Annotated in this window: 20 protein-coding genes; 10 read left to right on the top strand and 10 right to left on the bottom strand. The window is 60.0% G+C overall.

All coding sequences use genetic code 11. The features are described from left to right. Positions 1–5: 5 nt before the first annotated feature. The 6 genes from CHU95_RS07510 to CHU95_RS07485 form a co-directional block, all read right to left on the bottom strand. Complete coding sequence (locus CHU95_RS07510; RefSeq protein WP_094455313.1) at positions 6–740, bottom strand: DUF6065 family protein; 735 nt, start codon at positions 738–740, stop codon at positions 6–8. Positions 741–743: 3 nt separating this feature from the next. Next, entirely contained in the window at positions 744–1,937 is a 1,194-nt protein-coding gene (locus CHU95_RS07505; protein WP_245837940.1) for a DUF2336 domain-containing protein, read from the bottom strand. Between the two features lie 3 nt (positions 1,938–1,940). After that, complete coding sequence (locus CHU95_RS07500) at positions 1,941–2,516, bottom strand: MarR family transcriptional regulator (protein WP_245837938.1); 576 nt, start codon at positions 2,514–2,516, stop codon at positions 1,941–1,943. 136 nt (positions 2,517–2,652) lie between these two features. Beyond that, positions 2,653–3,075 (bottom strand): VOC family protein, encoded by a 423-nt coding sequence (locus CHU95_RS07495; protein WP_425435955.1) that lies wholly within the window; start codon positions 3,073–3,075, stop codon positions 2,653–2,655. 14 nt (positions 3,076–3,089) lie between these two features. Then, complete coding sequence (locus tag CHU95_RS22390) at positions 3,090–3,551, bottom strand: hypothetical protein (protein ID WP_165772077.1); 462 nt, start codon at positions 3,549–3,551, stop codon at positions 3,090–3,092. A gap of 137 nt (positions 3,552–3,688) precedes the next feature. Beyond that, the gene (locus CHU95_RS07485; RefSeq protein ID WP_165772076.1) at positions 3,689–4,597 is read right to left on the bottom strand and encodes a spore coat protein U domain-containing protein; all 909 of its coding nucleotides are present in this window, start codon (positions 4,595–4,597) and stop codon (positions 3,689–3,691) included. 166 nt (positions 4,598–4,763) lie between these two features. On the opposite strand from CHU95_RS07485, the gene CHU95_RS07480 reads away from it, so the two are divergent. Continuing rightward, complete coding sequence (locus CHU95_RS07480; RefSeq protein WP_094455305.1) at positions 4,764–6,122, top strand: amidase; 1,359 nt, start codon at positions 4,764–4,766, stop codon at positions 6,120–6,122. A gap of 23 nt (positions 6,123–6,145) precedes the next feature. Here the strand turns inward: CHU95_RS07480 and CHU95_RS07475 are convergent, their stop codons facing one another. Then, the gene (locus CHU95_RS07475) at positions 6,146–8,698 is read right to left on the bottom strand and encodes a fimbria/pilus outer membrane usher protein (protein WP_094455303.1); all 2,553 of its coding nucleotides are present in this window, start codon (positions 8,696–8,698) and stop codon (positions 6,146–6,148) included. Positions 8,699–8,756: 58 nt separating this feature from the next. Then, a complete protein-coding gene (locus tag CHU95_RS07470) occupies positions 8,757–9,488 on the bottom strand; it encodes a fimbrial biogenesis chaperone (protein WP_165772075.1) in 732 nt (243 codons plus the stop codon). A 353-nt stretch (positions 9,489–9,841) separates the two neighbouring features. Here CHU95_RS07470 and CHU95_RS07465 point away from each other — a divergent pair, with 353 nt between their 5' ends. From CHU95_RS07465 to CHU95_RS07455, 3 genes are all read left to right on the top strand, one after another. Next, a complete protein-coding gene (locus CHU95_RS07465) occupies positions 9,842–11,770 on the top strand; it encodes a response regulator (protein ID WP_094455299.1) in 1,929 nt (642 codons plus the stop codon). Between the two features lie 83 nt (positions 11,771–11,853). Continuing rightward, positions 11,854–12,360, top strand: coding sequence for an RNA polymerase sigma factor (locus CHU95_RS07460; RefSeq protein WP_207762412.1), 507 nt, complete (start codon positions 11,854–11,856; stop codon positions 12,358–12,360). After that, positions 12,357–12,965 carry a hypothetical protein gene (locus tag CHU95_RS07455; protein ID WP_133065470.1) on the top strand — a complete coding sequence of 203 codons (609 nt, stop codon included), beginning with the start codon at positions 12,357–12,359 and terminating at the stop codon, positions 12,963–12,965. The genes CHU95_RS07460 and CHU95_RS07455 overlap by 4 nt, the downstream gene beginning before the upstream one ends. 61 nt (positions 12,966–13,026) lie before the next feature. On the opposite strand, the gene CHU95_RS07450 is transcribed toward CHU95_RS07455, so the two are convergent. Both CHU95_RS07450 and CHU95_RS07445 read right to left on the bottom strand, forming a co-directional pair. Then, the gene (locus CHU95_RS07450; RefSeq protein WP_094455295.1) at positions 13,027–14,652 is read right to left on the bottom strand and encodes a tyrosinase family protein; all 1,626 of its coding nucleotides are present in this window, start codon (positions 14,650–14,652) and stop codon (positions 13,027–13,029) included. A 189-nt stretch (positions 14,653–14,841) separates the two neighbouring features. Continuing rightward, on the bottom strand, positions 14,842–15,975 hold the full coding sequence (locus CHU95_RS07445) for a helix-turn-helix domain-containing protein (RefSeq protein WP_094455293.1): 1,134 nt from the start codon (positions 15,973–15,975) through the stop codon (positions 14,842–14,844). Positions 15,976–16,125: 150 nt separating this feature from the next. On the opposite strand from CHU95_RS07445, the gene CHU95_RS07440 reads away from it, so the two are divergent. The 6 genes from CHU95_RS07440 to CHU95_RS07415 all read left to right on the top strand — a co-directional run bounded on the left by CHU95_RS07440 (position 16,126) and on the right by CHU95_RS07415 (position 20,320). Further along, on the top strand, positions 16,126–16,698 hold the full coding sequence (locus CHU95_RS07440) for a hypothetical protein (protein ID WP_094455291.1): 573 nt from the start codon (positions 16,126–16,128) through the stop codon (positions 16,696–16,698). Between the two features lie 66 nt (positions 16,699–16,764). After that, complete coding sequence (locus tag CHU95_RS07435) at positions 16,765–17,040, top strand: ribbon-helix-helix domain-containing protein (RefSeq protein WP_094455467.1); 276 nt, start codon at positions 16,765–16,767, stop codon at positions 17,038–17,040. A 63-nt stretch (positions 17,041–17,103) separates the two neighbouring features. Continuing rightward, positions 17,104–17,529 carry a DUF29 domain-containing protein gene (locus CHU95_RS07430; protein ID WP_094455289.1) on the top strand — a complete coding sequence of 142 codons (426 nt, stop codon included), beginning with the start codon at positions 17,104–17,106 and terminating at the stop codon, positions 17,527–17,529. A gap of 54 nt (positions 17,530–17,583) precedes the next feature. Next, positions 17,584–19,233: an AIPR family protein gene (locus tag CHU95_RS07425; protein ID WP_133065469.1), complete on the top strand. Its 1,650-nt coding sequence runs from the start codon at positions 17,584–17,586 to the stop codon at positions 19,231–19,233. A 302-nt stretch (positions 19,234–19,535) separates the two neighbouring features. Continuing rightward, a complete protein-coding gene (locus tag CHU95_RS07420; protein ID WP_094455285.1) occupies positions 19,536–19,739 on the top strand; it encodes a hypothetical protein in 204 nt (67 codons plus the stop codon). Positions 19,740–19,807: 68 nt separating this feature from the next. Beyond that, positions 19,808–20,320, top strand: coding sequence for a Fic/DOC family protein (locus CHU95_RS07415; protein ID WP_207762411.1), 513 nt, complete (start codon positions 19,808–19,810; stop codon positions 20,318–20,320). The last annotated feature ends 15 nt before the right edge of the window (positions 20,321–20,335 follow it).

Genomic DNA, 20,335 nt, shown 5'->3' with positions numbered 1-20,335 from the left:
CGCCATCAGCGCCGGTCAACAAATCCCGGCGGGCGCAGCTTGATCAGATGATCAGGGTCGGCGGTGCTGCCGTCGGGGTTCAGGCCCAGATAGTAGCTTTTCTGCCATTTTTCTGATTGGGCAGCGGATCCGGATTGGGCCAGCTCGGCGTTGAAGCGCATGCGCCCTGCCGACCATTCCTGGAATCGTTGTTCCAGTTCCGGCTCATCCTGGATGGCGCGGATTTCTGGTTCCACGCTTTCCAGCAGGCGCCGTTGTACCGGGAAAAGTGTGCAGAAAGGTTCCCCCGCGATAAACCGGGTCACACGACCGGGGGCGGTGAATTTCCAGTTCATGGTGAAGCTGTAGGGTGCCCAATCGGTCTCGATAATGCCGGTTAACGCGGCGATGCCATCTTTGGGGGAGTTCACCGGGCCCTGGGCATAAAGGCTCCATCCCGGTTCGGTCCGGAACACCGCCTCGATATGGAAAGTCAGAACACCGGACCCGAAATGGCTGATGGCCGGGGCAACAGTGCCGGGGTCCGGGGTGATGGTGATGGCATCCTTGGAGGTGCCCCCATCCCAATGGGCGGTGAAACCCGATCGGCACAGCACCTCCCAGCCATGAGCGTTGGCGATGTTCAGCGGCAGGCAACGATAGGCATAGGCCTGAGGTGTTGCATCCATCCAGTCGCGCGTGGCCGGGGCGGGGCGCAACAAGGGTGGCTCACCATGCAGGGCAAAGCAGGTGAGTTTCATGGCTCAGGCCCGCATGGGGTTCAGGGCAGCGCCGATATCGATACCGGGCTGATCGGAGATCTGCATCAGCAACTCATCCACCTCCCGTTCCGCCGTATCAGCGAAGCGGTCGAACAGGGTCTCCAGCACCACCTGCTGGTAGCGCTCCCGCGTGCATTCCCCGCTGGCATAGTCCGTTTCCAGAGCTACCTGCTGGGCGGTGCGGAAGGGTGCCGTCAAGGTGCCAGGAATATTGGCAGCTTCCATCAGGCAATGCAGCCCCAGGATACCATCATCCCAGGCCAGGATGCCGGCCGCCTGTGGAGTGATGTTGGCCCGCGCCGCCATGCCGGCGACAAAAAGTTCGAGATCACCCGCGCACAAGGCCCGGAACAGGACCTGCGGTGTCAGTCGTCCCTGGCGGTAAAGGTGCTTAGCCACCATTTCCGCATCGTCACGCGACAGAAGCAGCGGTTGTAACACGCGCAGGGTCGCTGCTTCACGCCCACCCTCCGCCAGTCGTTTAGCCAGAGTTGGCTCGATATTGTGGTCCCGGATCAGTTGCAGACGCACATCCTCCGATACCAGGGCAATCATACGTTCGACGATGGCAACCGTCACTTCCGGCCGGGCGGCGATGCTGTCGGCAACGATGCGAAACTGTCCGAACCGCTCGGCGGCACGGGTCAGGGTTGCCACCCGCACGGCCGCCCCCCGGTTGCGCAGCAGATGCACCACGGTGACGACATTGCCGGTTTCCACCAGGGCCGCTGACACTGCCGCCGACACTGTCCGGCGGCCGGCAATCGCCAATTGTTTCTGTGGATCGCGTTCCGCGACGATTTCCAGCAGCAACTCTTCTGGCAGACTATCCACGTATTTCAGGATGGGCACCGCCACCTGCGCCACGTCGCGGGCCAGTTTTTCCGCAACATCACCGGTCAGGATCGGGCTGTTATGGATCTGCCAGGCGACAGCCGCCCGTACCTCTGCTTCCGCATCGGAAGCGAAAGCGCGTAAGATTTCCAGCGCCAGACGCTTTTCAGCGTCAGTGAGGTCGCCTTCTTCCATCTCCAGGACCAGCTTGGACATGGTGTCAATCCGTGGCGCTGCACCGGGCTGGTGCAGCAGGCGATCAACGTCGCTGCTGTTCAGCCGGGAGCGCAGGATGGGGCGTAAGGGGGCTTCGGCATCCCCGCTGGTCGGGGGCATCATCATGGATCAGTCCTGACCACGGCTGTCATAACGCACAATATCGCCCCATATACGTTCAAGGCGACGCAGCATGCGATATGTGGTCTCCAGATCCTGGGCATCGGCAGGGCTGCGCAGCAGTTGGGCGGACTGCCGGCCTTCCAGCTTGCCGATCTCTGCGCACAGCCATTCCCCCTTTTCCGACAGGCGCAGTCGCGCGGCGCGGCGGTCGCGGGCGGAGGCGCCCCGGTCGACATAGCCCTGTTCGACCAGATGTTTCAGATTATAACTGGCGTTCGAGCCCAGATAATAACCGCGTTCCATTAGGTCGCGGACCGTGAGTTCATCGTGGCCAATATTCAGCAGCATCAGCACCTGCATCGGGCTGATATCATCGACACCGATGCGGCCCAGTTCCACCCGTACAACATCGTGCAAACGGCGTTGCATATGGTCAATGACACGGGCGATGTCTGCATAAAGCAAAACCTCAGTGACAGGCGCCTCTGCCCGCTCCGCCGAACCATGCTCGATGGGTGCGTCGCCCATACGGGCGAGCTTGATCATCGAACCAAAGCCCCGACCGTCATCACCCGCCATCATGCTTGCCTCTTGGCTTGCGGGGCCTGCACACCACTCCCCACCAACGCATAGATTATCCTCTATGGCGGCTATCGCAAGTGCGCAGGAAGGAAATCGGCTTTTGCCTGCGACATAGGCCTTAGGTCAGGGGCAGGGATCAGCGTGCGAAGATCATCGCTTCATCCCGGAAAGCTTTGAACTCCAAGGCATTACCCGATGGGTCCAACAGAAACATCGTCGCCTGCTCCCCCACCTGTCCCTGAAAGCGGATACAAGGTTCGATGATGAAACGCTGATCCGCGGCGCGGAAACGGTCGGCCAGCGCGTGCCAGGCTTCCCACTCCAGGATCAGACCGAAATGGCGCACCGGCACATCATGGCCGTCCACGGGATTGGTATCGTCATCCCCACATTGGCCGGGTGCCAGATGGGCCACGATCTGATGCCCGAACAGATCGAAATCCACCCATTCCGGGCTACTGCGCCCTTCCGGGCAGCCCAGCATTTCGCCGTAAAAGGCACGGGCAGCAGCGAGATCATGAACAGGGAATGCCAGATGGAAGCGGGGGCGCACTGTCACGGGCGGTACATCCTTCATTTGGCTGCGATGGCGATGGTCACTGTATCTTCATACTGACCGGCTTGTCGCTGTGTACTGGGTGGCACGGACACTGACAGCACCGTCTGGCGGCCCATGCCGGTCACGTCACGGGCAGCAGAGAGGGTACCGTTGCTGCTGCTACTGTCACCATACTGCAAAGTATAGGCGATGGTGGCTGTGCCGGAAGACAAAGACCCGCCATTTCTGGAGGTCAGGCTAACCGTGTAGCCATTGGCGGCGTTGCACCGTTCTTCCACTGTTGCCACGGGGATTGCGGTGGCGCCGGCATTCAAGTCCAGCGTTGCATTCGCTGTGGAAAGCGTAACAGCGCATGTCGTTGTAACAGTTGCGCGCAGGGTAAGGGTTCCTTGGGCCGATCCTTGCGCCGCGGTGGAGGAGGCCAGCAAAAGCAGGCCTGCGATACACCCTGCCGATGAACCGAGTAACCGCCCCATGGTCGGTCCTTTCCGCCCATTCTGGGCAACCACGGCGGTTTGTACCGCGCCGTGACGGGTTGTGCCTGACGGTCCCTGCCCGTGATGCCGGGAGATGGGTTGAGGCAAGGACCGTCTTGTCCGGGGGCAGAGTGTGATCAGTTAGCGGTGATGGTCAAGATCAAGTTGTCGTTATAGGTGCCGGCCAGGACCTGCCCCGCCGCTGCGGTTTCGACCCGCAACTCATAGCGCCCGGCGCCGCCCAAATCGACGGTGGCGCCACGTGCCATTGAGACGGCTCGCCCGGACACATAAAGCTGGTACCCAATGCTGCCACCGCCGGACGTCACCAATTGCCCACCATTTTGTGACGATAAGGACAGCGAATAGTCGCCATTGCCGCTGATATCCAGATCGAACCGGCCGATACCCCCGCGTGTCAGATCGCCCAGATCCACGGTACCCACCGTGCCATTCAGAGGCCGTTCAACACCATCGACGATCACGCTGGCGCTGACCACCGATCGGACCTTGGTGCGGACCTGTGCCGTGCGCGACGCGATGGGACCTACCGGGATGCCCTCCAGCAATTGATAAACATTGACCGTTACCCGATCGGAATAGGTGCCCTTGGCCACCAGTTGCCCACCGGGGATGTTGGAGAAGAACTGGACAGAGGCATTGTCGTTCTTGGAGTCCATGGCAAGAGCAAACATATTGCTTTCATTGCCGCGGATATCGTCCACACGTTGGCCCAGGCGGCTGTCTTTATAGAGGTCATAGACCAGTCGGTCCTTGGAGCTTTCCATGACACGACTGCCGTTATTGCCATCATCAATTCCGACCAACAGAGCACAGGCCGGCCCACCTTCATGTTCAAGTTCCACCGCGTGATAACCGGTGGCATTGCCGCCATAGGGGTCATATTCGGCAACAGGTTCGATACGGTCGATCTTGCTGATGTCAATGTCGCACCTGTCCTTGTCCTTTGCGGCAGCCGCCACCGACAAGGGCAGGCACAGCGTCAAGGCGGTGGTCATGCGGCAGAGCAGAACAAGGATCGACATGTTTGTTCCAGGCGTCAACGATACCACCACCGGTGGATGCAAACAGAATGCCAGCTTCCAGAGCAGCAATCCAAGCAATACGGGGAGCACCTCAGCAAAAGCATGCATCGGTTGGCCCCTATCGGTATGATGGGGTCATCCCGAGACAGAAGCCAGTCCTGTTCCCATGCCTGATTTTTCTCATATCGCTGAGACTGCCCTGGATCGGATCACCCGGTTCGATGGCTCGCTTCATGCCTTTGCGCTGGTGGAGCAGGAATGGGTGCGCGAAGAAGCCTGGCGGCTGAGAAAGGGTACTCACCAGGGACCGCTCGCCGGATTGACCCTGGCGGTTAAGGACCTGTTGGACCTTCGGGGGTTGCCCACCGCTGGCGGATGCCGGACCCCGGTGATTGCCGATGCACCGGCCACTGCGGCCGCCGTTGCTGCGCTGGCAGGGGTCGGCATGCTCACACTGGGCAAGACCCACACGGTCGAACTGGCTTTTGGGACCTGGGGCATTAACAGGTCCACGGCGACCCCGCGTAACCCGTGGGACACATCCACAATCCGGGTTCCCGGCGGATCATCTAGCGGATCTGCCGTTGCGGTCGCGGCGGGATTGGCCGACGCTGCTTTGGGCACCGACACCGGCGGTTCCATCCGTATCCCTTCGGCCTTGAATAATCTCGCCGGCCTCAAGCCGACACACGGGCGGGTACCCGTGGGGGGATGCCTGCCTCTCTGTCCGGAACTGGATACGATTGGCCCCATGGCCAGGACTGTAGAACGGGTGGCGCGGATGTTTGGGGCGATGCTGGACCCCGCATCCGGACCGGCACAGCCCGGACCAAAGCTGGCCCGACAGTCTCGGTTTGATCCTGATGCCGCGTTGATGGCCAGCCCACAGGGTCTGGTTGTCGCAATCCTGCCCGACCGGTTCCTGGCGGGGGTGGATAGCGCCGTCGGGGCCGCCTACTTGGCGGCACTGGCCCGGTTGGAACAGCTGGGCGCCAAACTGATGGAGGTAGCGCCGATTATCGACCCGCCCGCTTGCGTGGAGCCGTCGGGCCTGCTGATGGCAGCGCGTGCTTGGCGGCTATGGCAGCACCGGGTTCATCATCACGGATCAGAAATGGATGCGGGTGTTCTGCACAGGCTGCGCGGGGGCGAAGACGTCCCGGATGCAGAAATTTCCAGGCTGATCAGGATACAGGCCCAGGAGCAGGCTCGGTTCTATGCATGGGCTCAGGATTTCGATGTCGTTGCCACCCCGACAGTGCCAATCGCCGCGCCCGCCCTGGCCGATGCAGATGAGGGGCGGTTGCCGTTCAGCCGGTTTGTTCGCATCGCCAACTGGCTTAACCTTCCGGCTCTGGCAGTTCCTTGTGGCGCCAACGATGCCGGTTTGCCTTTGTCGCTGCAGCTATTGTCGACACCCTGGCGTGAAGCGGTGCTGGTGACGCTGGGTCATGCTTATCAATGTGCCACCGACTGGGCTGACCGGCGACCGGACCTTGAGAAACTCCTGTCATCGGGGCCGTGACGATTGCCGTTACCGTAAACCGGTTAGGGCAGTTGCATCGGGTCGAGTTTGACCACCCCTTCCGCTTCCTTGGGTACGGTGACGGGGAAGGGCTTTTTCTCCGCGCCGGTCACAATCAACTGCCAGTCGCCAGGCCGGACACTGTCGATACGGAACAGGCCTGATCGGTTGGTAAAGAATGGCAGGTCCTTGCCCTCCTTGACACCGACAGGCCGGAGAATGCCAGACATCAGGGCAGCAGGTTTGCCATCTTGGGTAACCAATGTGCCAGTCAGCGACGCCACAGCATCAGTGCCAATGGTGATGATGGTACCGGATTTGTAGCCCGGCTGCACCGCCGGCCGATCTTCACCCAGGTCATAATTGGCGGGCGCGTCTGGTACGTCCAGCAGAATGGGGCGAACGAGGTAGGCCGAGATGTTGGGAACCACGGGCACGCCCAGCCAGTCCGTCTGGGCCACATAACGGTCATCGACCGGGTCGACGCCGATATCCTTGCCCGCCAACCGTGGATGCGGCACCACGATCGCAAAACTATTGGTGATGGGTCGGGTAACGCCAAAATGCCCATCGGCAAAGGCCAACGCCGTTGCCGCCGTGAGCTGTGTCCGGCTTTCCACCCCTTTGGCATCGTTCAGGCTTCGCCTTACCGTGTCCTGGCGCAATTGTGCTTCAAACCGCTGATGAGTGTAGGACAAGTTGCCCTGCACCCGGTCACCCGACGTTCCTTTTTCATTGAGAAGTTCCAGGCCCCCCGATAGCGCATTGACAGGGTAGAGTGACTGGAAACGCCAATCCAGGCGCTGTTGCTGAGAGATTGTATCGATATTCAGTCCGGCACTTTGCCGGCCGCCGCTGAAGATGAAACGGGTGGTCAGGTACAGGCCGGTTTCTTTTACCCCGAACCCATCGCGCCCATGGCTGAAGGTCAGGTCAATATTGCCGGTGTCGAACAGGCGACGGCGCAGCGCCAGGTCAACCGAGTAGCTGTTATCCTCTGTGCTGCCGCGTGTCTGCCGGTATCGGCCGCCCAGCGAAGCAGTAATGTCGGCGAACAGCGGGTGGCTAACACGCAGGGCCGCATCCAGCTTGGTGTTAGACAAAAAGGTAGAGCCGAAAGAGCGATAACTGGGATCGAAGTAAGAGATTTGCGCTGTGATGGCCTGGCTGTCCAGCACCGACGCTCCATTGGAATAGGAACGGTACCTTAGGGTTCCGCCGAATCCATGTTTTTTGTCCGCCGGTGTTTCAGTCGGACCCCAGTCAGTCCGACGCAGATAGGCGGCAGGTTCCAGGCTAAAGGTTCCCAATGATGTGGCCACCAACGCCTCTGCCGTCACGCTGGTTTCGGTTTTGTCGATCTGTGTGCCCAGTGTCAGCGTGAAATTGTCGGTGACACCAACCCGGTGATAGGCTGAGAGAACCGGGTCCTTTTCGTCATAGACATAGCGGTCATCAACCACCTGTGACGTCACACCCAGACTGTACCCATATTCCTGCACCCCGCTGGCCAGCAACTGGCTGTCAAAGAAGAACGGAAAGTCGATGGTCTGTTCCCGCCCGAAGGCGTCGGTGATGCGGATCTGCACATCGTTGGTGCCGGAGGCACCTGGGAAATTGTTTAGATTATAGGGACCGGGTTCCAGCCGGAAGGTCCGGGTTGGTCGGCCATTGACAATCACCTCCACCACTGACGGATTTTCCAGGATAAAATCACGGTTACCGCCAGGTTGAACCTGATCGTAAGGTCGGATTGAAAAATTCTTGGAGACGGACACCCCTGCCATGGCCCGTCCGACCTGAGCGCCCGTGACCGGTACCGAGAGATCTCCCAATTGCGCGCGCATGCCCCGGTCAGTGAAGTCATGGACCAGACGCACTGGCCCGCGGGACAGGGTGCGGACCGCATCTTCCCGGTAATTGACCTCTCCTTCCACCACCCAGCCCTTCCAGTTGATGGCGGGTTCAAGGGCCACTGAGAGCGGACCCAGACCATCGTCCCCGAGGCCCGTGGGTACGGACAGGTAATCAATTGCGGCCCGCATGTTCATCTGTGCCGACAGGTCCGCCTGGGGAATGATGGTGTAGGCACGGGCCGCCGCCCCCCGTTCCAGCACCGAGAGGTCACGCGGTTTGCGCGAAGCTGCCGGCACGGTCACTTTTACCAACTGGTCTGAACCATCATAAGCCAGTTGGATGCCGGCCCGCATCATGCGCGAGGGTATACCCAAACCGTCAGGCCCTGCCTGTGCCAGCAGGGCTTGCAAAGGTTCATCCTGGGCGATAGGGCGTAGGATATCGGCCAGCTTACGCAGGTCCACCGCTGTTTCGGCCGGGTTCAACGATACCAGGGCAGGGACCTGCCCGATTTCAAATCCGTCAAAATAGACAGGAATGTCCGCCTTGTGACTGGCGGCCTGTTTCTTCTGCCCGAAAGCCTTTTTGAACAGTTCGTCCGCCGTTAGCTTGGGTGCCGGTGCCGGGGCGGCCGCAGGTTGCACCGCTTCCGATCCCGCCCCCACCGCCAGCCGCGCCGGGGCCAAGGCAAGCGCCAATGCCGAGGGCCAGGCGATCACCAACCTTCTCTGTTGTTTGTTGAGCAGGGGACGCGGTCGGCGCACGGGAGACCGGACCTCAGGGCAGGTTCAATGTGGCTTGTAACGGCCCCTTGGGCAGGTCCCCTGGCCAGGGGAGCAGGAAACCACGTGTCACGCCCGGCAGAACATTCTCGCCCGCCAGCCCCCCCAGCCGATCGGCCGGGATGGTGACCGACTTTCCGCCCGCCGACACTGTCAGGGACGGGTCCTTTAAGATTTTGTGGGCCGTGCCATCATTGCGCACCTGCAACTCCATCACCGTGCCGTCGACCAACTGGCGGGGGCCGGCGCTGACCACGTTGATCTGCGGCTTCACCCCCGGTGGGGTGACATAGATAGAGGCCTTGTACTGCACCAGCAGCTTCACCTTGCCGCCCTCCGTCGGCGTCTGGCCGATATCGACATCCAATTGTTCGGCGATCAGCCGGTACGCCAGTTCACGGTCGGGTGTGGCCGTCCCTGTCCATTGTACCCGGACCGACTGGCTTTGATTGGGCTCCAGCACGATCTGTTCAGGGAAGATGATCCACTCATCGGACCGTTCGGATGGCAAATCCTCCCCGTCCGGGCCCATCGTCCGGCTGGTAATGTGGACTTCGATGGCGATGGGAAGTTGTGTGTCATTTTCCACCCGGAATATCTGGGTGGCGCCCCGGCCTGCCGGCTCGAACTCCATCTCGATGGGAATGAGGCGGAAGGCGGCAGCCGGTGCCGTGCCGAGCAGCAGCAATCCAACCGTCAACACCAGCCCGCGAATGATCGATATCATCTTTGTCGCCCCGGATTTTGCAGTTCCCGACTGTACCAAGCCACAGCCCTCTGATCTGTCCCAATGGTTTATGCCCATTGAGCAGGCTTTTGAATCATATCAATCCATGTTTTGCCATAAAGAAGCGTGGGGTAAGAAGACCGGATACGCCAGAGGCTGGATTTCTCACTGGCCCCTGGCCCAAGCGCCTATCAGGCCCCCGGTTCTGATGCAAGTCGATCCTGAAAATCTGATGAAAATCCATGTTAATGTGTTCATGAAACTGCTGGGTATATTATGCACTCCCGACTATAGATGCTGTTGACGAAACCATTGAGTGGCGGTGATTGCTTAATTAGCGACCCTGTTGCAAGATGGCCCCCGCGCGCAATCTTCTGTTTACGATTGTCCTTGCCATTTTGCCGACCATGAACCTGGAATACGCCTTGCTGCTGGTCAACGCAGCACCGCTGATGGGCGGTGCTGCGCTACTAGCTGTTATTTGGTGGCATGGTCGGCGGGAAAGCTATGCGTTGTGGTGGGCGGCGGCCTTTATCCTGTGTCTGCTGAGTTCCCCGCTGATCCTTGCCGTGAAAGGGCCCTTCACGCTGGTCAGCGGGGCTTTGGGCCTTCTGGGTGATCTGCTCTATAACCTTGTATTTTACGTATTTGCCCATGGTGCCGCGCTTTATGCCGGCCAGAGGCTGCGCTGGCGTCGCTGGCTCATCGGTGGGGTGCTGGTGCTGTTGCTGGTGGCGGTGGCTCTGACCCGCAACGACGGGGTGTTGCGCCAGCTTTTGAATGCCGGGTTCATCCAGGTGACCCTGATCGTTGCTCTGGCGTCGCTGGCATCGGTGCAGCCGCGCCGCCTGCCGGAATGGGTATTGCTGTCCGCTGTCACGCTGGCTGTGCTGGCCAACTCTATCCATCTGGCCGACATGCTGATGACCCGGCCGGAGGATGTGTTCAGTCCGGCGACCATCGGCAATCAGGCCATTGCCTTCGCCCAGCCATTTGTGGTGGCCGCCATCACCATGGGGGCGTCGGCGTCCGCCTTGCTGCGGATCATCGACCGACTGGCCGCCGAACGCGCCGCTGCCGAGGTGGCGGCAGCACAGGCCCGGACCGCTGACCGCGCCAAATCTGAGTTTCTGGCCACCATCAGCCATGAGATCCGCACGCCGATCAACGCCATTCAGGGCTGTCTCCAGATTCTGGAGACCCATAACTTGAATGCCGGGCAGATCCGCCTGCTGGAAGTCATGGCGGGATCAAGTACGGCACTGTTGACCCTGATTGATGATGTACTGGATATGGCGCGATTGGAGGCCCGTCGACTGGAGATGAAGACGGGGCCGGTCGATCTGGGCCTGTTGCTGGGCGACCTGATGTCGACAGTCGGCCCCCGTGCGGAACGTAAGGGTCTGACCCTTTCCTTGCGTACCGGCGACGGGGTGCCGTCGGGGGTTGTGACCGATGCCAAGCGGTTACGCCAGATTTTACTGTGTTTACTGGATAATGCCGTCAAGTTCACTGAACAGGGCAGGGTCACCCTGTCGGTGGACCGGGTAGATGCCCCAGGGGCGGTGCCTGGCCTGTCCAACCCGTCGCCCATGCATTGGGTGCGGTTCCAGGTGGTCGATACCGGTGTTGGGATTGCCCCGGACAAGCTGGACCGGATTTTCGACGTATTCAGCCAGGCCGACAATTCCATTACGCGGCGGTTCGGCGGGGCTGGTCTGGGCCTGTCGATCGCCCGCTCCCTGACCGAGATGCTGGGCGGCAACCTGACTGTTGACAGCGATCCCGACCAGGGCAGCCAGTTCACCTTGTGCCTGCCACTGGTGCCGCTGCCCGTGGATCGGCCACGACTGGATGCACCAATTCTGGAAGTGTTGCCCCAGGGGGCTGATGGTCCGCCGGTCATCCTGATCGTCGAGGATGATGAGGTGAACCGATTTGTGGCCACCGAACTGCTGATGCAGCGCGGGGCCGAGGTGGTGCAGGCCGACAATGGCACCAACGCCATCGCCATCGTCCAGGACCGGCATATCGATGCCATCATCATGGATCTGTCAATGCCGGATATGGACGGTCTGGAAGCAGCGCGGCGGTTGCGGGCCATGGGCGGGCGCGGGCAACAGGTTCCGATAGTGGCGCTGACCGCAAACCTGTCGCCCGAGATCCGCCAGCAATGCCGCGATGCCGGCATGCAGGCCTTCCTGGCCAAACCGATCAAGCTGGAACATCTGATCGCGACCCTGTCGGCCGTGTTGCCACAGGAAAATGCACGGTCCGCCTGAATCTGTTCGGTGTCCTGTAAGGTTTCGCCACCGGCCCCTGTCTAATCCATCGGATCGAACGGGAGCGGATGATGAGCGGGGCCATGGAAGCGATGTTCAGGCAATGGATGCAGGATCACCTGCCTCTTCTGCACCACATTGCCCGCAGCTTTGCCGCGCCTGCAGACCAGCCCGACCCGTTGCAGGAACTGATGCTGGCCGTCTGGCGTGCCCTGCCCGCCTTTCGCGGTGACAGCCAGCCCGCCACCTTTCTTTACCGCGTGGCCCATAACCGCGCCCTGACCTGGCAGGCGGGGCAGCGGGGCCGGCGCTTGCGCGATGGGGAGGCGGCGGCAGAGGCGATGCGGCGCAGCACATTGTCCGCCGATCCGCAGGAAGTGCGGATGCTGGACCAGCTTTACGCCGCCATCCGGCAATTGCCGGCCCTGGACCGGTCCATCCTGATCCTGGCGCTGGACGGGGTGACCTATCGCGAGATCGGGCAGATGCATGACATGAGCGAAAATAATGTCGGTGTCCGCCTGACACGCGCCAAAGCCCGTTTGACAGGAATTATATCCCAGATTGAAGCCGAAGAGGAAGGGAAATGAGCATGGATATGGAAAGGCTGGAACGGGCCTGGACCGGTGCCGCCAACCGCGCGGATGCGGCGGCGGGTCTCTATCTTATCGACAGTGCCCTGGCGGCGGTGGCGCGGCGGCAGCGCGATTTCAGGCTGCGCATGGGATTGATCGGTGTGGTGCTGACGGGGTGGAGCCTGGTGGTGGTGTACGGCATCGTCTGGCGCGGCAATGTCGATCTGCTGCGGGAATGGGCCGCCCTGCTGATGCTGGCCATCACCTGGACCGTCTATGCCGCGATCCTGCGGCGCGGTGAGGGCGGGATGCCGGAAGGGCCCGCCCCATCACTGCCAGCAGGTCTGCGCGCCCTGCTGTCCCAGACGGAAGGGGCGATGCGGCGTATACGGGTGATGGCAGTGGCGGTGCCGATCTTCCTGCTGGCCCTGGGTCTTGCCGTGACGCAACTGGGCCAGGTGGGTAAGATGAGTAGCAGCCATATGCGGGATTTTGCCTTGCTGGCCGGCATCGGGTTCAGCCTGTCGGGCGGCATCTTCACCTTCCGCTATCATCGTATCCTGAAGCCGGAAGCAGAAAGGCTTCGTCGGCTGCTGGGACAGTATGAGGAGCAGACGTAATCTTCCCCCGGCGCCGTACATCAAGGGTCACGATGAATGACCCTTGATGTATTCACCCCCCTTACGAGCCCCGGATTTCCAGGGCCTGGATGAGGGGGGCGGGGGCGTCGGGGCGGCGGCTGGGCGGGGCCAGGCGCAGGTCCAGACGTCCCCCGGCCTTTGCCACCAGGGACGGCGGCAGCGGCACGATGAAGGTGGAGCGGTGGGTCATGCCCGGCATGGGCGCGCCGAAAAAGGCCACGGAGCCGGCATAATAGGGGCTGCCCGGCGGGGCGGTCTTTACATCATCCGGCGCGTTCAGCAGCACCACATATTCACGCGGGCTGTTGGCCGCGACGGGCCGGTCAAAGGTGATCAGCGCGTAAAGCTGTGAGACCCCCGCCCCCAGCGGCCAGGCGGCCAGCGCATCGACAGCCTGGGCATCCGGCGCCGAGGCCAGCAGGCGGGGGGCAGCACGGGTGCGGAGCGCCGGCGTTGCCAGGGCGGCAACCTGGGCCACCAGTTGCTGACCCACCGGTGCCTCGTAGCGGTAATCGAAGCGGGCAGGGTCGATATAGTCGCCGGCCTTGCCATCCAGCACGGGTGTGCCATCGGCCCGCCAGAAGAACAGGAACGGGTCTGACTTGAACTGTGCCAGTTCGGTCGGGTCGGTGGGCAGGGTCGGCAGGCCCGCCTGACGTTGCTTATCCTCCCACAGCCACCAGAGCCGATCCATGTTGGAATGGTGCAGGAAAAAGATCGGGTCCACGGGCGACAGGTTGTTGGTCATGTTGCCGAACGGACCGTCACCCCAACTGTCGGGACCATCGAAGGCGCCGCCGATGTAATTATGGATTTTGTTGTGGGGGTTGCCCTCCAACAGAGAGAAAAACATGCCCTGCTGGCCCGGCATGGCATTGTGGGACGCGGTCTTGGAACTGGTGAAACTGTCCAGCTTGTTGCCGGCATTAAAATATCGCGGGGCAAGGCCATCGGCGATGGCGGTCGGGCTGCACAGATCCGCCAGATAGGGCGGCAGCGCGGCGTTATCGGGGGTGGGGTAGCGGGCGCGTGGGGTGATGGCAAAGGCCTGATCCCCCGGATCGGTGCCGTTATTACCCGTCACCCCATTCCACAGATCATCGAAGCTCTTGTTACCGCGCAGCCCCTGCTGCACCTGCTGTGCCTTGTTCAGCTTGGACCAATAGGTCTTCAGCGCCGGCTGAATGAAGGCAGTGAAGGTGGGCAGATCCTTGGTAAAGGGGGCAAAGGCATCGGCAACGGGGGTCAGGGGACCCTTAAACATGGTCTGCGGCAAAGCCGGATTTTCCGTCCAGTCCCAATAGGGAAAGGCGAAATCATCCATGCCGCTATACCGGCGCACGGTCTGTTCGACAAAGCCGACATAGCCACGGTGCCAGACATAGAACCACCAATTACCATGCGGACAATCCATAAAATGCACAAAGGCATTGCGGAACCAGTTATGCGGATGGTCGGCCGGCAGCGACAGCATATGGGTGATGGCCTTGGCATAGGCTTCCAGCATGCGCTGCCCGTCGGGGCTGGCCACATCATAGCGCACATAGCGCGCCGGTCGGGCCCCCCGGTCCGCCGCCGCCGCCACACCGGGCAACGCCCCCAGACCGGCCAGGGCCGTACCACCCGCCAGCAATCCACCCAGCAATCCCCGCCGTGTCACGCGCATCTTGACCCCTCCCCCATGTTTTTTCCCGCCCTGTTGGGGAGGATAGGGTGATTTGGGGAGTAAGTCACCCAAAAATACACGGGATAGTAGATTTCGGATCTATGCATCAGTGGGGTTCGGCGGGGTCTGGTGCAACCCAATGCAACAGAAAAACACCCCCTGTTGCACGGGGCCGGCAGCGCGCACGGGTCAGGGCCAGCGGTAATGACGCAAGGGGCGATAGGGGCTTACCGGCCCGTCATTGTCACAGACCGGCGCCGCCAAGCCCTGAAACCGGCAATTTTCCAGCAGCGTGTCCGTGACGTGCCGATCCAGATCTTCGGCCAGGGGCGGACAGGGCGGGCGCAGGCCGGCCAGCAGCCGGCGCAGCGGTGGCCAAGGGTGGCGGGCGGCACCGGCAGGGCGTGGGGGCATCGGCATGCCAGCGGGCACGGCGCGTGCCGTCCGCTTGCGCGGGACCGAAGCCGGCGTTGTGGTGGGAACGGGCGCCGGTGTCGTGGCGGGCGGGGTCTTTGCCCTGGTCTTGGGCTTGGTCTTGGGCTTTGGTGGGGGCGTGGGTTCGGGTGCGGCCTTGCGCCCGGCTGAGCCCCTGGGCGTGGCGGGTGCCGCTGACGCCAGTGCCGGTTCTGGGGCGGGCGGGCAGGCGGCCACGGGGGGCGGTGCGGGGGTGGGGTTCACGCTGGCGTCGGCCTGGGTAGCGGCGGCCGCCAGGATCGCCCGGACGGCCGGCGGGGCGCGGCGGATGCGCGGCATCGGTGCCCCGGCACCATGATCGGCGGTGGCGCGGGGAGCCGGGGCCGGGGGCATGGGGTGGGGTGACGGGGCGGTGGCCGGCAGGATGGAGCCCCCCAGATCCAGCCGTTTGGCCGCCCAGAGCAGGACACGGACATTGCCGGCGCTGATCGCCTCTGCCAGACCGGTAACCACCGCATCGCGCAGGGCCACAAACCGGTGGTCGCTTTCCCGCTGCAACATCCGCCGTTCCGACAGGACCCGGCGGCGCAGGCCCGCAGAGCGCTGCATCCCCCGCCAGATGGTGGTGCGCGACACGCCGAAATGCCGCGCCACCTCTGTCACCGACACGCCCTTGGCAATGAAATAGGCGACCCGCGCCCAATCCTCGTCCTTCAGACGCGACCGGTGCAGGCCGGACGGGAAATGGTCATCCGTCGCCCATTCCACATCATCGCCGGCCTGCACCGCCTGTTCATCATCCGACCCGCGCCACCAGGCCTGGCGCTGTTCAGCACTGGTCAGCGCCTCAAAAGCCGGGTCCAGGGCGGGGGCGGTGGGGAGCGGTTCGGGATAGGCAGGGTTCGGCATAGGGGCCTCCGACGGTTGGGAGAAAAAGCACAGACTATATTCCTATCATCGGGGGCGGCAAGGGTGCAACAGTTTGCGCAGTTTCGCTGTATGCGGGAAATGGGATAGAGTGGTGGCGGATGGGGACGATCAGGGAACCGGAGGGATCGCGTGCCGCTGTACCGTGATGATCAGGGGAACATCTATCATTCGCACAATGTGCTGCTGACCGGGGAGGCGGTGCGGCCCGGCCCGATCCGCATGCTCGTGGATGCGTGGCCGCGGTTGGCGCAGGTGAAGCCGGAATGGGTGGAGCGGTTGCCGCGCGCGGCATTGGCCCTGGTGGCGCTGTCGGTCCTGCTGCTATTGGCGCTGGTTCCGCTCTGGCTGCTGGTCGGGCCGGTGGCGGGCGTGGCGGTGATGATCGGCGTCTGCCTGATTCTCAGTATCGGCTATCATCTGGTGTTGGCCATGGCCAGCAACCATGTGCCCATGGACCGGCCCCTGCACCTGATGACACCGCAGCCGGGCGGGCTGATCGCGCTGGAAATGATGCACCTCTGGGGTGCGCTGATCCCGCTGGCCGGGGTGATTGTGATGGGCGCGCAGGACGAGGACCGGGCGGATATGGTGCCCTGGATGCTGCTGGCGTTGGGCGGGCTGACGGTGGCGGTGCTGGTCCTGAATGTGCGCTTCGTGCTGCGCCTGCGGCGCGGGGCGGCGGCGATCAGGGTGGTGGGGTAGGGGTGGACGGGATGGGGTGATAGGCGTCCTCTTTGCTACCTGTTGCCACCAATGGACCCTGGCCCCATGCCGGACATCCAGAAGATCAGCGTCGCCGTGACGGGCGATCAGCTTTCCGCCATGCGCGACGCGGTCGCGACCGGCGATTACGCCACCACCAGCGAGATTGTGCGCGAGGCCGTGCGCGACTGGCAGCTTAAACGCGCCCAGCGCCAGGACGAACTGGCCTGCCTGCGCCAAGCCTGGAACGAGGGCAAGGAGAGCGGCGGGCGGGCACTGTTTGATGTGGAGGAGGTGTTGGTCAGGGCGCAGGCGCGGCGGGACCTGTCTGATTTCGGGTAGGGGTGGACGGGGCGGGTTTTTCGCGCCACATTATGGGGCGCGGGACCGGCGGAGGGCGATGCCATGGATGGCAGCCTGTATGACCTTTATGAAAAGGACTTCTACGCCTGGACGCAGAAACAGGCGGCGCTGCTGCGCGCCGGCAAACTGTCGGAAATCGACATTGCCCATCTTGCTGAGGAAATCGACAGCATAGGACGCAGTGAAAAGCGGGAGTTGATCAGCCGTCTGACCCTCCTGTTGCTGCACCTGTTGAAATGGGATTACCAGCCCGAACGGCGCGGTGCCTGTTGGGAGGGCACCATCGCCGTCCAACGCGACAACATCGCCGACCTTCTGACCGACAATCCCAGCCTGCGGGCGGGGCTGGATTTGGCGTTGGGAGTGGCCTATCGCAAGGCGGTGTTGATGGCGGTGGCGGAAACAGGGTTGGCGCGGGGGCGGTTTCCGGAGGTTTGCCCGTGGGGTTTGAGGGAGGTGTTGGGGTGAATGGGATAATGATTTTTGATTAAACATATTTAAATTCTAGTGCTGGAGGGGAAAATGGCCACAATATTAAATTGGAATCAAGTAGAACGCAGAATAAAATTAATCAAAGAATCGTTGGGTTTGTCAAAAGATCAAGACGCATTCTCGTACCTCTGCTTGGACTTGATTCTAGATATAGATATTGACGAGATACCGTCTCTTATAACTGATGGATCAAACGATCATGGCATTGACGCCATTCATTTTGAGGAAAACAGCGATGGAACTACTATACATTTATTTAGTTTCAAGTACACTTCAAAATTTGAAAAGGTGAAAAGTAATTTTCCGCTTAATGAAACCGACAAAATAAGATGCATTTTTGAGAATATATTATCAAAAGATGAGTCTATTAAAAAATCTTGTAATCCAATTCTGTTCGATAAGATAAGTAATATATGGGATATCATCGAGAAATCTGACGTATATTTTATTATACACTTGTGCTCGAATATGAGCCCTTTGGATTCTGGGGCTCGCAGTCTTTTCTTCAATTGGATCAAAAAATTCAAGGTAATTGAATTACGCGAACATCATCTGGAGAGTATTTCTGACGAAATAGTAGGGAAAAGCCGTGTGATAGTTGATGGTAATTTAAAGATGTTTGGCGACCAGTGCATTGAGCATTCCAACGGCTATCTGCGTGGCCTGACAATAACGGCGAGAGCGATTGACATAATCGAACTTATAACTGATAAAGATTATAAGCATCATATAAATAAAAATATATTCTACGAGAACATTAGAGAGCATCTTGGAGAAAATAACTCCGTAAATTCTAAAATACTGGAGAGTGCTACTGCGAGAAATAATTTTGAATTCTGGTATTTAAATAACGGAATAACAATAGTATCTGATAGCTTTACATATATTCCGAAGCTTTTAGATGCGCCAATTCGCATGAAGAATCTTCAAATTGTTAATGGCGGACAGACGTCTTATACGCTTTTTAAAGCGGCTACTGGAGATTCAGAAAAACTTAAGGATGTAAAAATTTTAGTTAAGATAATTCAAACTTCAGATAGAGAAATAACGTCGAAAATCGCGGAGGCAACAAATAGCCAGACTCCGATCAGAAGTAGGGATATTCGTTCAAATGATATTATTCAGTTAAAATTGGAATCCGCTCTCAACGAAATGGGGTATTTTTATGAGCGTAAGCGTTATCAGCACTTGGGTCGGCAGAAGTCAAAAATTATTGACAGTCTTAAAGTCGGAAAATCTATGTTGGCCTACTATCTTCGTATGCCAGATAAAGCAAAAACTGCATCGAATCAAATATTTGGCGAACTTTATGACCTGATATTCGATGATTCAATATCAGCCAATAGAGTCCTGACTGCGCACAAGCTGGTCGAAGAAATTGAGCGTCGACGCAATGATGCGCTGTTATCATTACGTGAATCGAATTTGGCTAAATTCTCAGAGCATTGGCTTACGGAAGGTCTATATCATGTGCTGTACCAAATGAGTTTGATATGTGAGAGGGATCGCCGAAATTTGGAGATCTATGATGAGGCTGTTCTCGGTATAGAGGAAGCTATAAAGACTGTTGATGAGTTTTTCTCAAAACAAGAAAGAGCTTCTGCATATAGAGTTTTTAGGAGTGCAACAACTAAGAGGGAGCTGTATATAGCGTCAGGTCAGCAGCTATCTTTATTATGAGATCCATAAGTTGATATTCTGTATGTCGCGTTATGCCACTATGTGGTAATGGCTGAAGCTCCGGCTGAACTCGAGTGCCGGTATCATGGTTGTAATGGGCTTGGCCTTTCCATATTCGCCTAACTTACGCGAAATCCAGGAAATGCGGCAATTTCTCAGGGGGCACCGAAGGGGCTACTAAACACCTGCCGACAGGTAGGGCCTTTGGCCCCTGGGTCCCGGCGTTCGCCGGGATGACGAGACGGAGTATCGTGAAGGTAGATGGTATGGCGGTCACCCCGCAACCATGATAGATTACCATCATGAAAGCACATCGCACCGACCTCCGCCGGGCGGCCAGGACCGGCCAGTTTGTCCTCACCAGCGCGCGGGGGGAGAAGATCAGTGCGGTTGAGGGCTTGGCGCTGTCGGGCCGGATGGCGGCAACGTTGCGGCAAGGGGCGGCGCAGGGACTATCCGGGGATGAACGCCGGGCGATGGTTCTGGAAACGCTGCGCCGGAAGTAGCGCCATTGCTGTATAGCGCGGCCGATGATCCGTTGTGGGTGCCGGGCACGACAGTCCTGCGCAACCTGTTGGACATTACGGATCAGGAAACCCTGGACGAGGCGGAACTGGCCCTTTTCCTTATTCGGGCTGATGAGCCGCTTCCTGCCGGTAAACTCGACGTCGCGCACTATCTGAGCATCCACCGCCATCTGTTTCAGGACGTGTATGAATGGGCGGGGGAAATCCGCTCTATCCGCGTGGGCAAGGCGGGGAACTGGTTTTGTTACCCGGAATATATCCAGGGCAATTTGGCGCGTGCTTTCCGGGAATATGGCGATCCCGATGTGGTTGCGGAACTTCCTCCTGCAGAGTTTGCGCGCTGTACGGCGCATTTTCTGGCGGAAATCAATGCTGTGCATCCGTTTCGTGAAGGGAACGGGCGCACACAGCTAACCTTTTTGACGCTACTGGCTGCCAACGCGGGCTATGCGGTGAATGACGGCGTGCTGGACCCCGCCGAGGTTTTATCCGCCATGATCGAGAGTTTTGGTGGGAGCGAGGATAGGCTGGCGGCACTTATCCTCGCTTATATCAGTTGAGCGTCGGGAAGCGCC

The organism is Niveispirillum lacus (assembly GCF_002251795.1).
GTDB lineage: Bacteria > Pseudomonadota > Alphaproteobacteria > Azospirillales > Azospirillaceae > Niveispirillum > Niveispirillum lacus.
The sequence above is the reverse complement of the archived record's forward strand: the minus strand, read 5'-3'. Positions and strand labels throughout refer to the sequence as shown.

Bases quoted from the DNA above. Each gene is read 5' to 3' on its own strand.
- CHU95_RS07420 (WP_094455285.1), top strand. From the start codon at position 19,536: ATGAAAGCACATCGCACCGACCTCCGCCGGGCGGCCAGGACCGGCCAG.
- CHU95_RS22390 (WP_165772077.1), bottom strand. From the start codon at position 3,551: ATGGGGCGGTTACTCGGTTCATCGGCAGGGTGTATCGCAGGCCTGCTT.
- CHU95_RS07425 (WP_133065469.1), top strand. From the start codon at position 17,584: ATGGCCACAATATTAAATTGGAATCAAGTAGAACGCAGAATAAAATTA.
- CHU95_RS07430 (WP_094455289.1), top strand. From the start codon at position 17,104: ATGGATGGCAGCCTGTATGACCTTTATGAAAAGGACTTCTACGCCTGG.
- CHU95_RS07450 (WP_094455295.1), bottom strand. From the start codon at position 14,652: ATGCGCGTGACACGGCGGGGATTGCTGGGTGGATTGCTGGCGGGTGGT.
- CHU95_RS07510 (WP_094455313.1), bottom strand. From the start codon at position 740: ATGAAACTCACCTGCTTTGCCCTGCATGGTGAGCCACCCTTGTTGCGC.
- CHU95_RS07445 (WP_094455293.1), bottom strand. From the start codon at position 15,975: ATGCCGAACCCTGCCTATCCCGAACCGCTCCCCACCGCCCCCGCCCTG.
- CHU95_RS07505 (WP_245837940.1), bottom strand. From the start codon at position 1,937: ATGATGATGCCCCCGACCAGCGGGGATGCCGAAGCCCCCTTACGCCCC.
- CHU95_RS07500 (WP_245837938.1), bottom strand. From the start codon at position 2,516: ATGATGGCGGGTGATGACGGTCGGGGCTTTGGTTCGATGATCAAGCTC.
- CHU95_RS07480 (WP_094455305.1), top strand. From the start codon at position 4,764: ATGCCTGATTTTTCTCATATCGCTGAGACTGCCCTGGATCGGATCACC.
- CHU95_RS07485 (WP_165772076.1), bottom strand. From the start codon at position 4,597: ATGTCGATCCTTGTTCTGCTCTGCCGCATGACCACCGCCTTGACGCTG.
- CHU95_RS07470 (WP_165772075.1), bottom strand. From the start codon at position 9,488: ATGATATCGATCATTCGCGGGCTGGTGTTGACGGTTGGATTGCTGCTG.
- CHU95_RS07455 (WP_133065470.1), top strand. From the start codon at position 12,357: ATGAGCATGGATATGGAAAGGCTGGAACGGGCCTGGACCGGTGCCGCC.
- CHU95_RS07435 (WP_094455467.1), top strand. From the start codon at position 16,765: ATGCCGGACATCCAGAAGATCAGCGTCGCCGTGACGGGCGATCAGCTT.
- CHU95_RS07465 (WP_094455299.1), top strand. From the start codon at position 9,842: ATGGCCCCCGCGCGCAATCTTCTGTTTACGATTGTCCTTGCCATTTTG.
- CHU95_RS07460 (WP_207762412.1), top strand. From the start codon at position 11,854: ATGGAAGCGATGTTCAGGCAATGGATGCAGGATCACCTGCCTCTTCTG.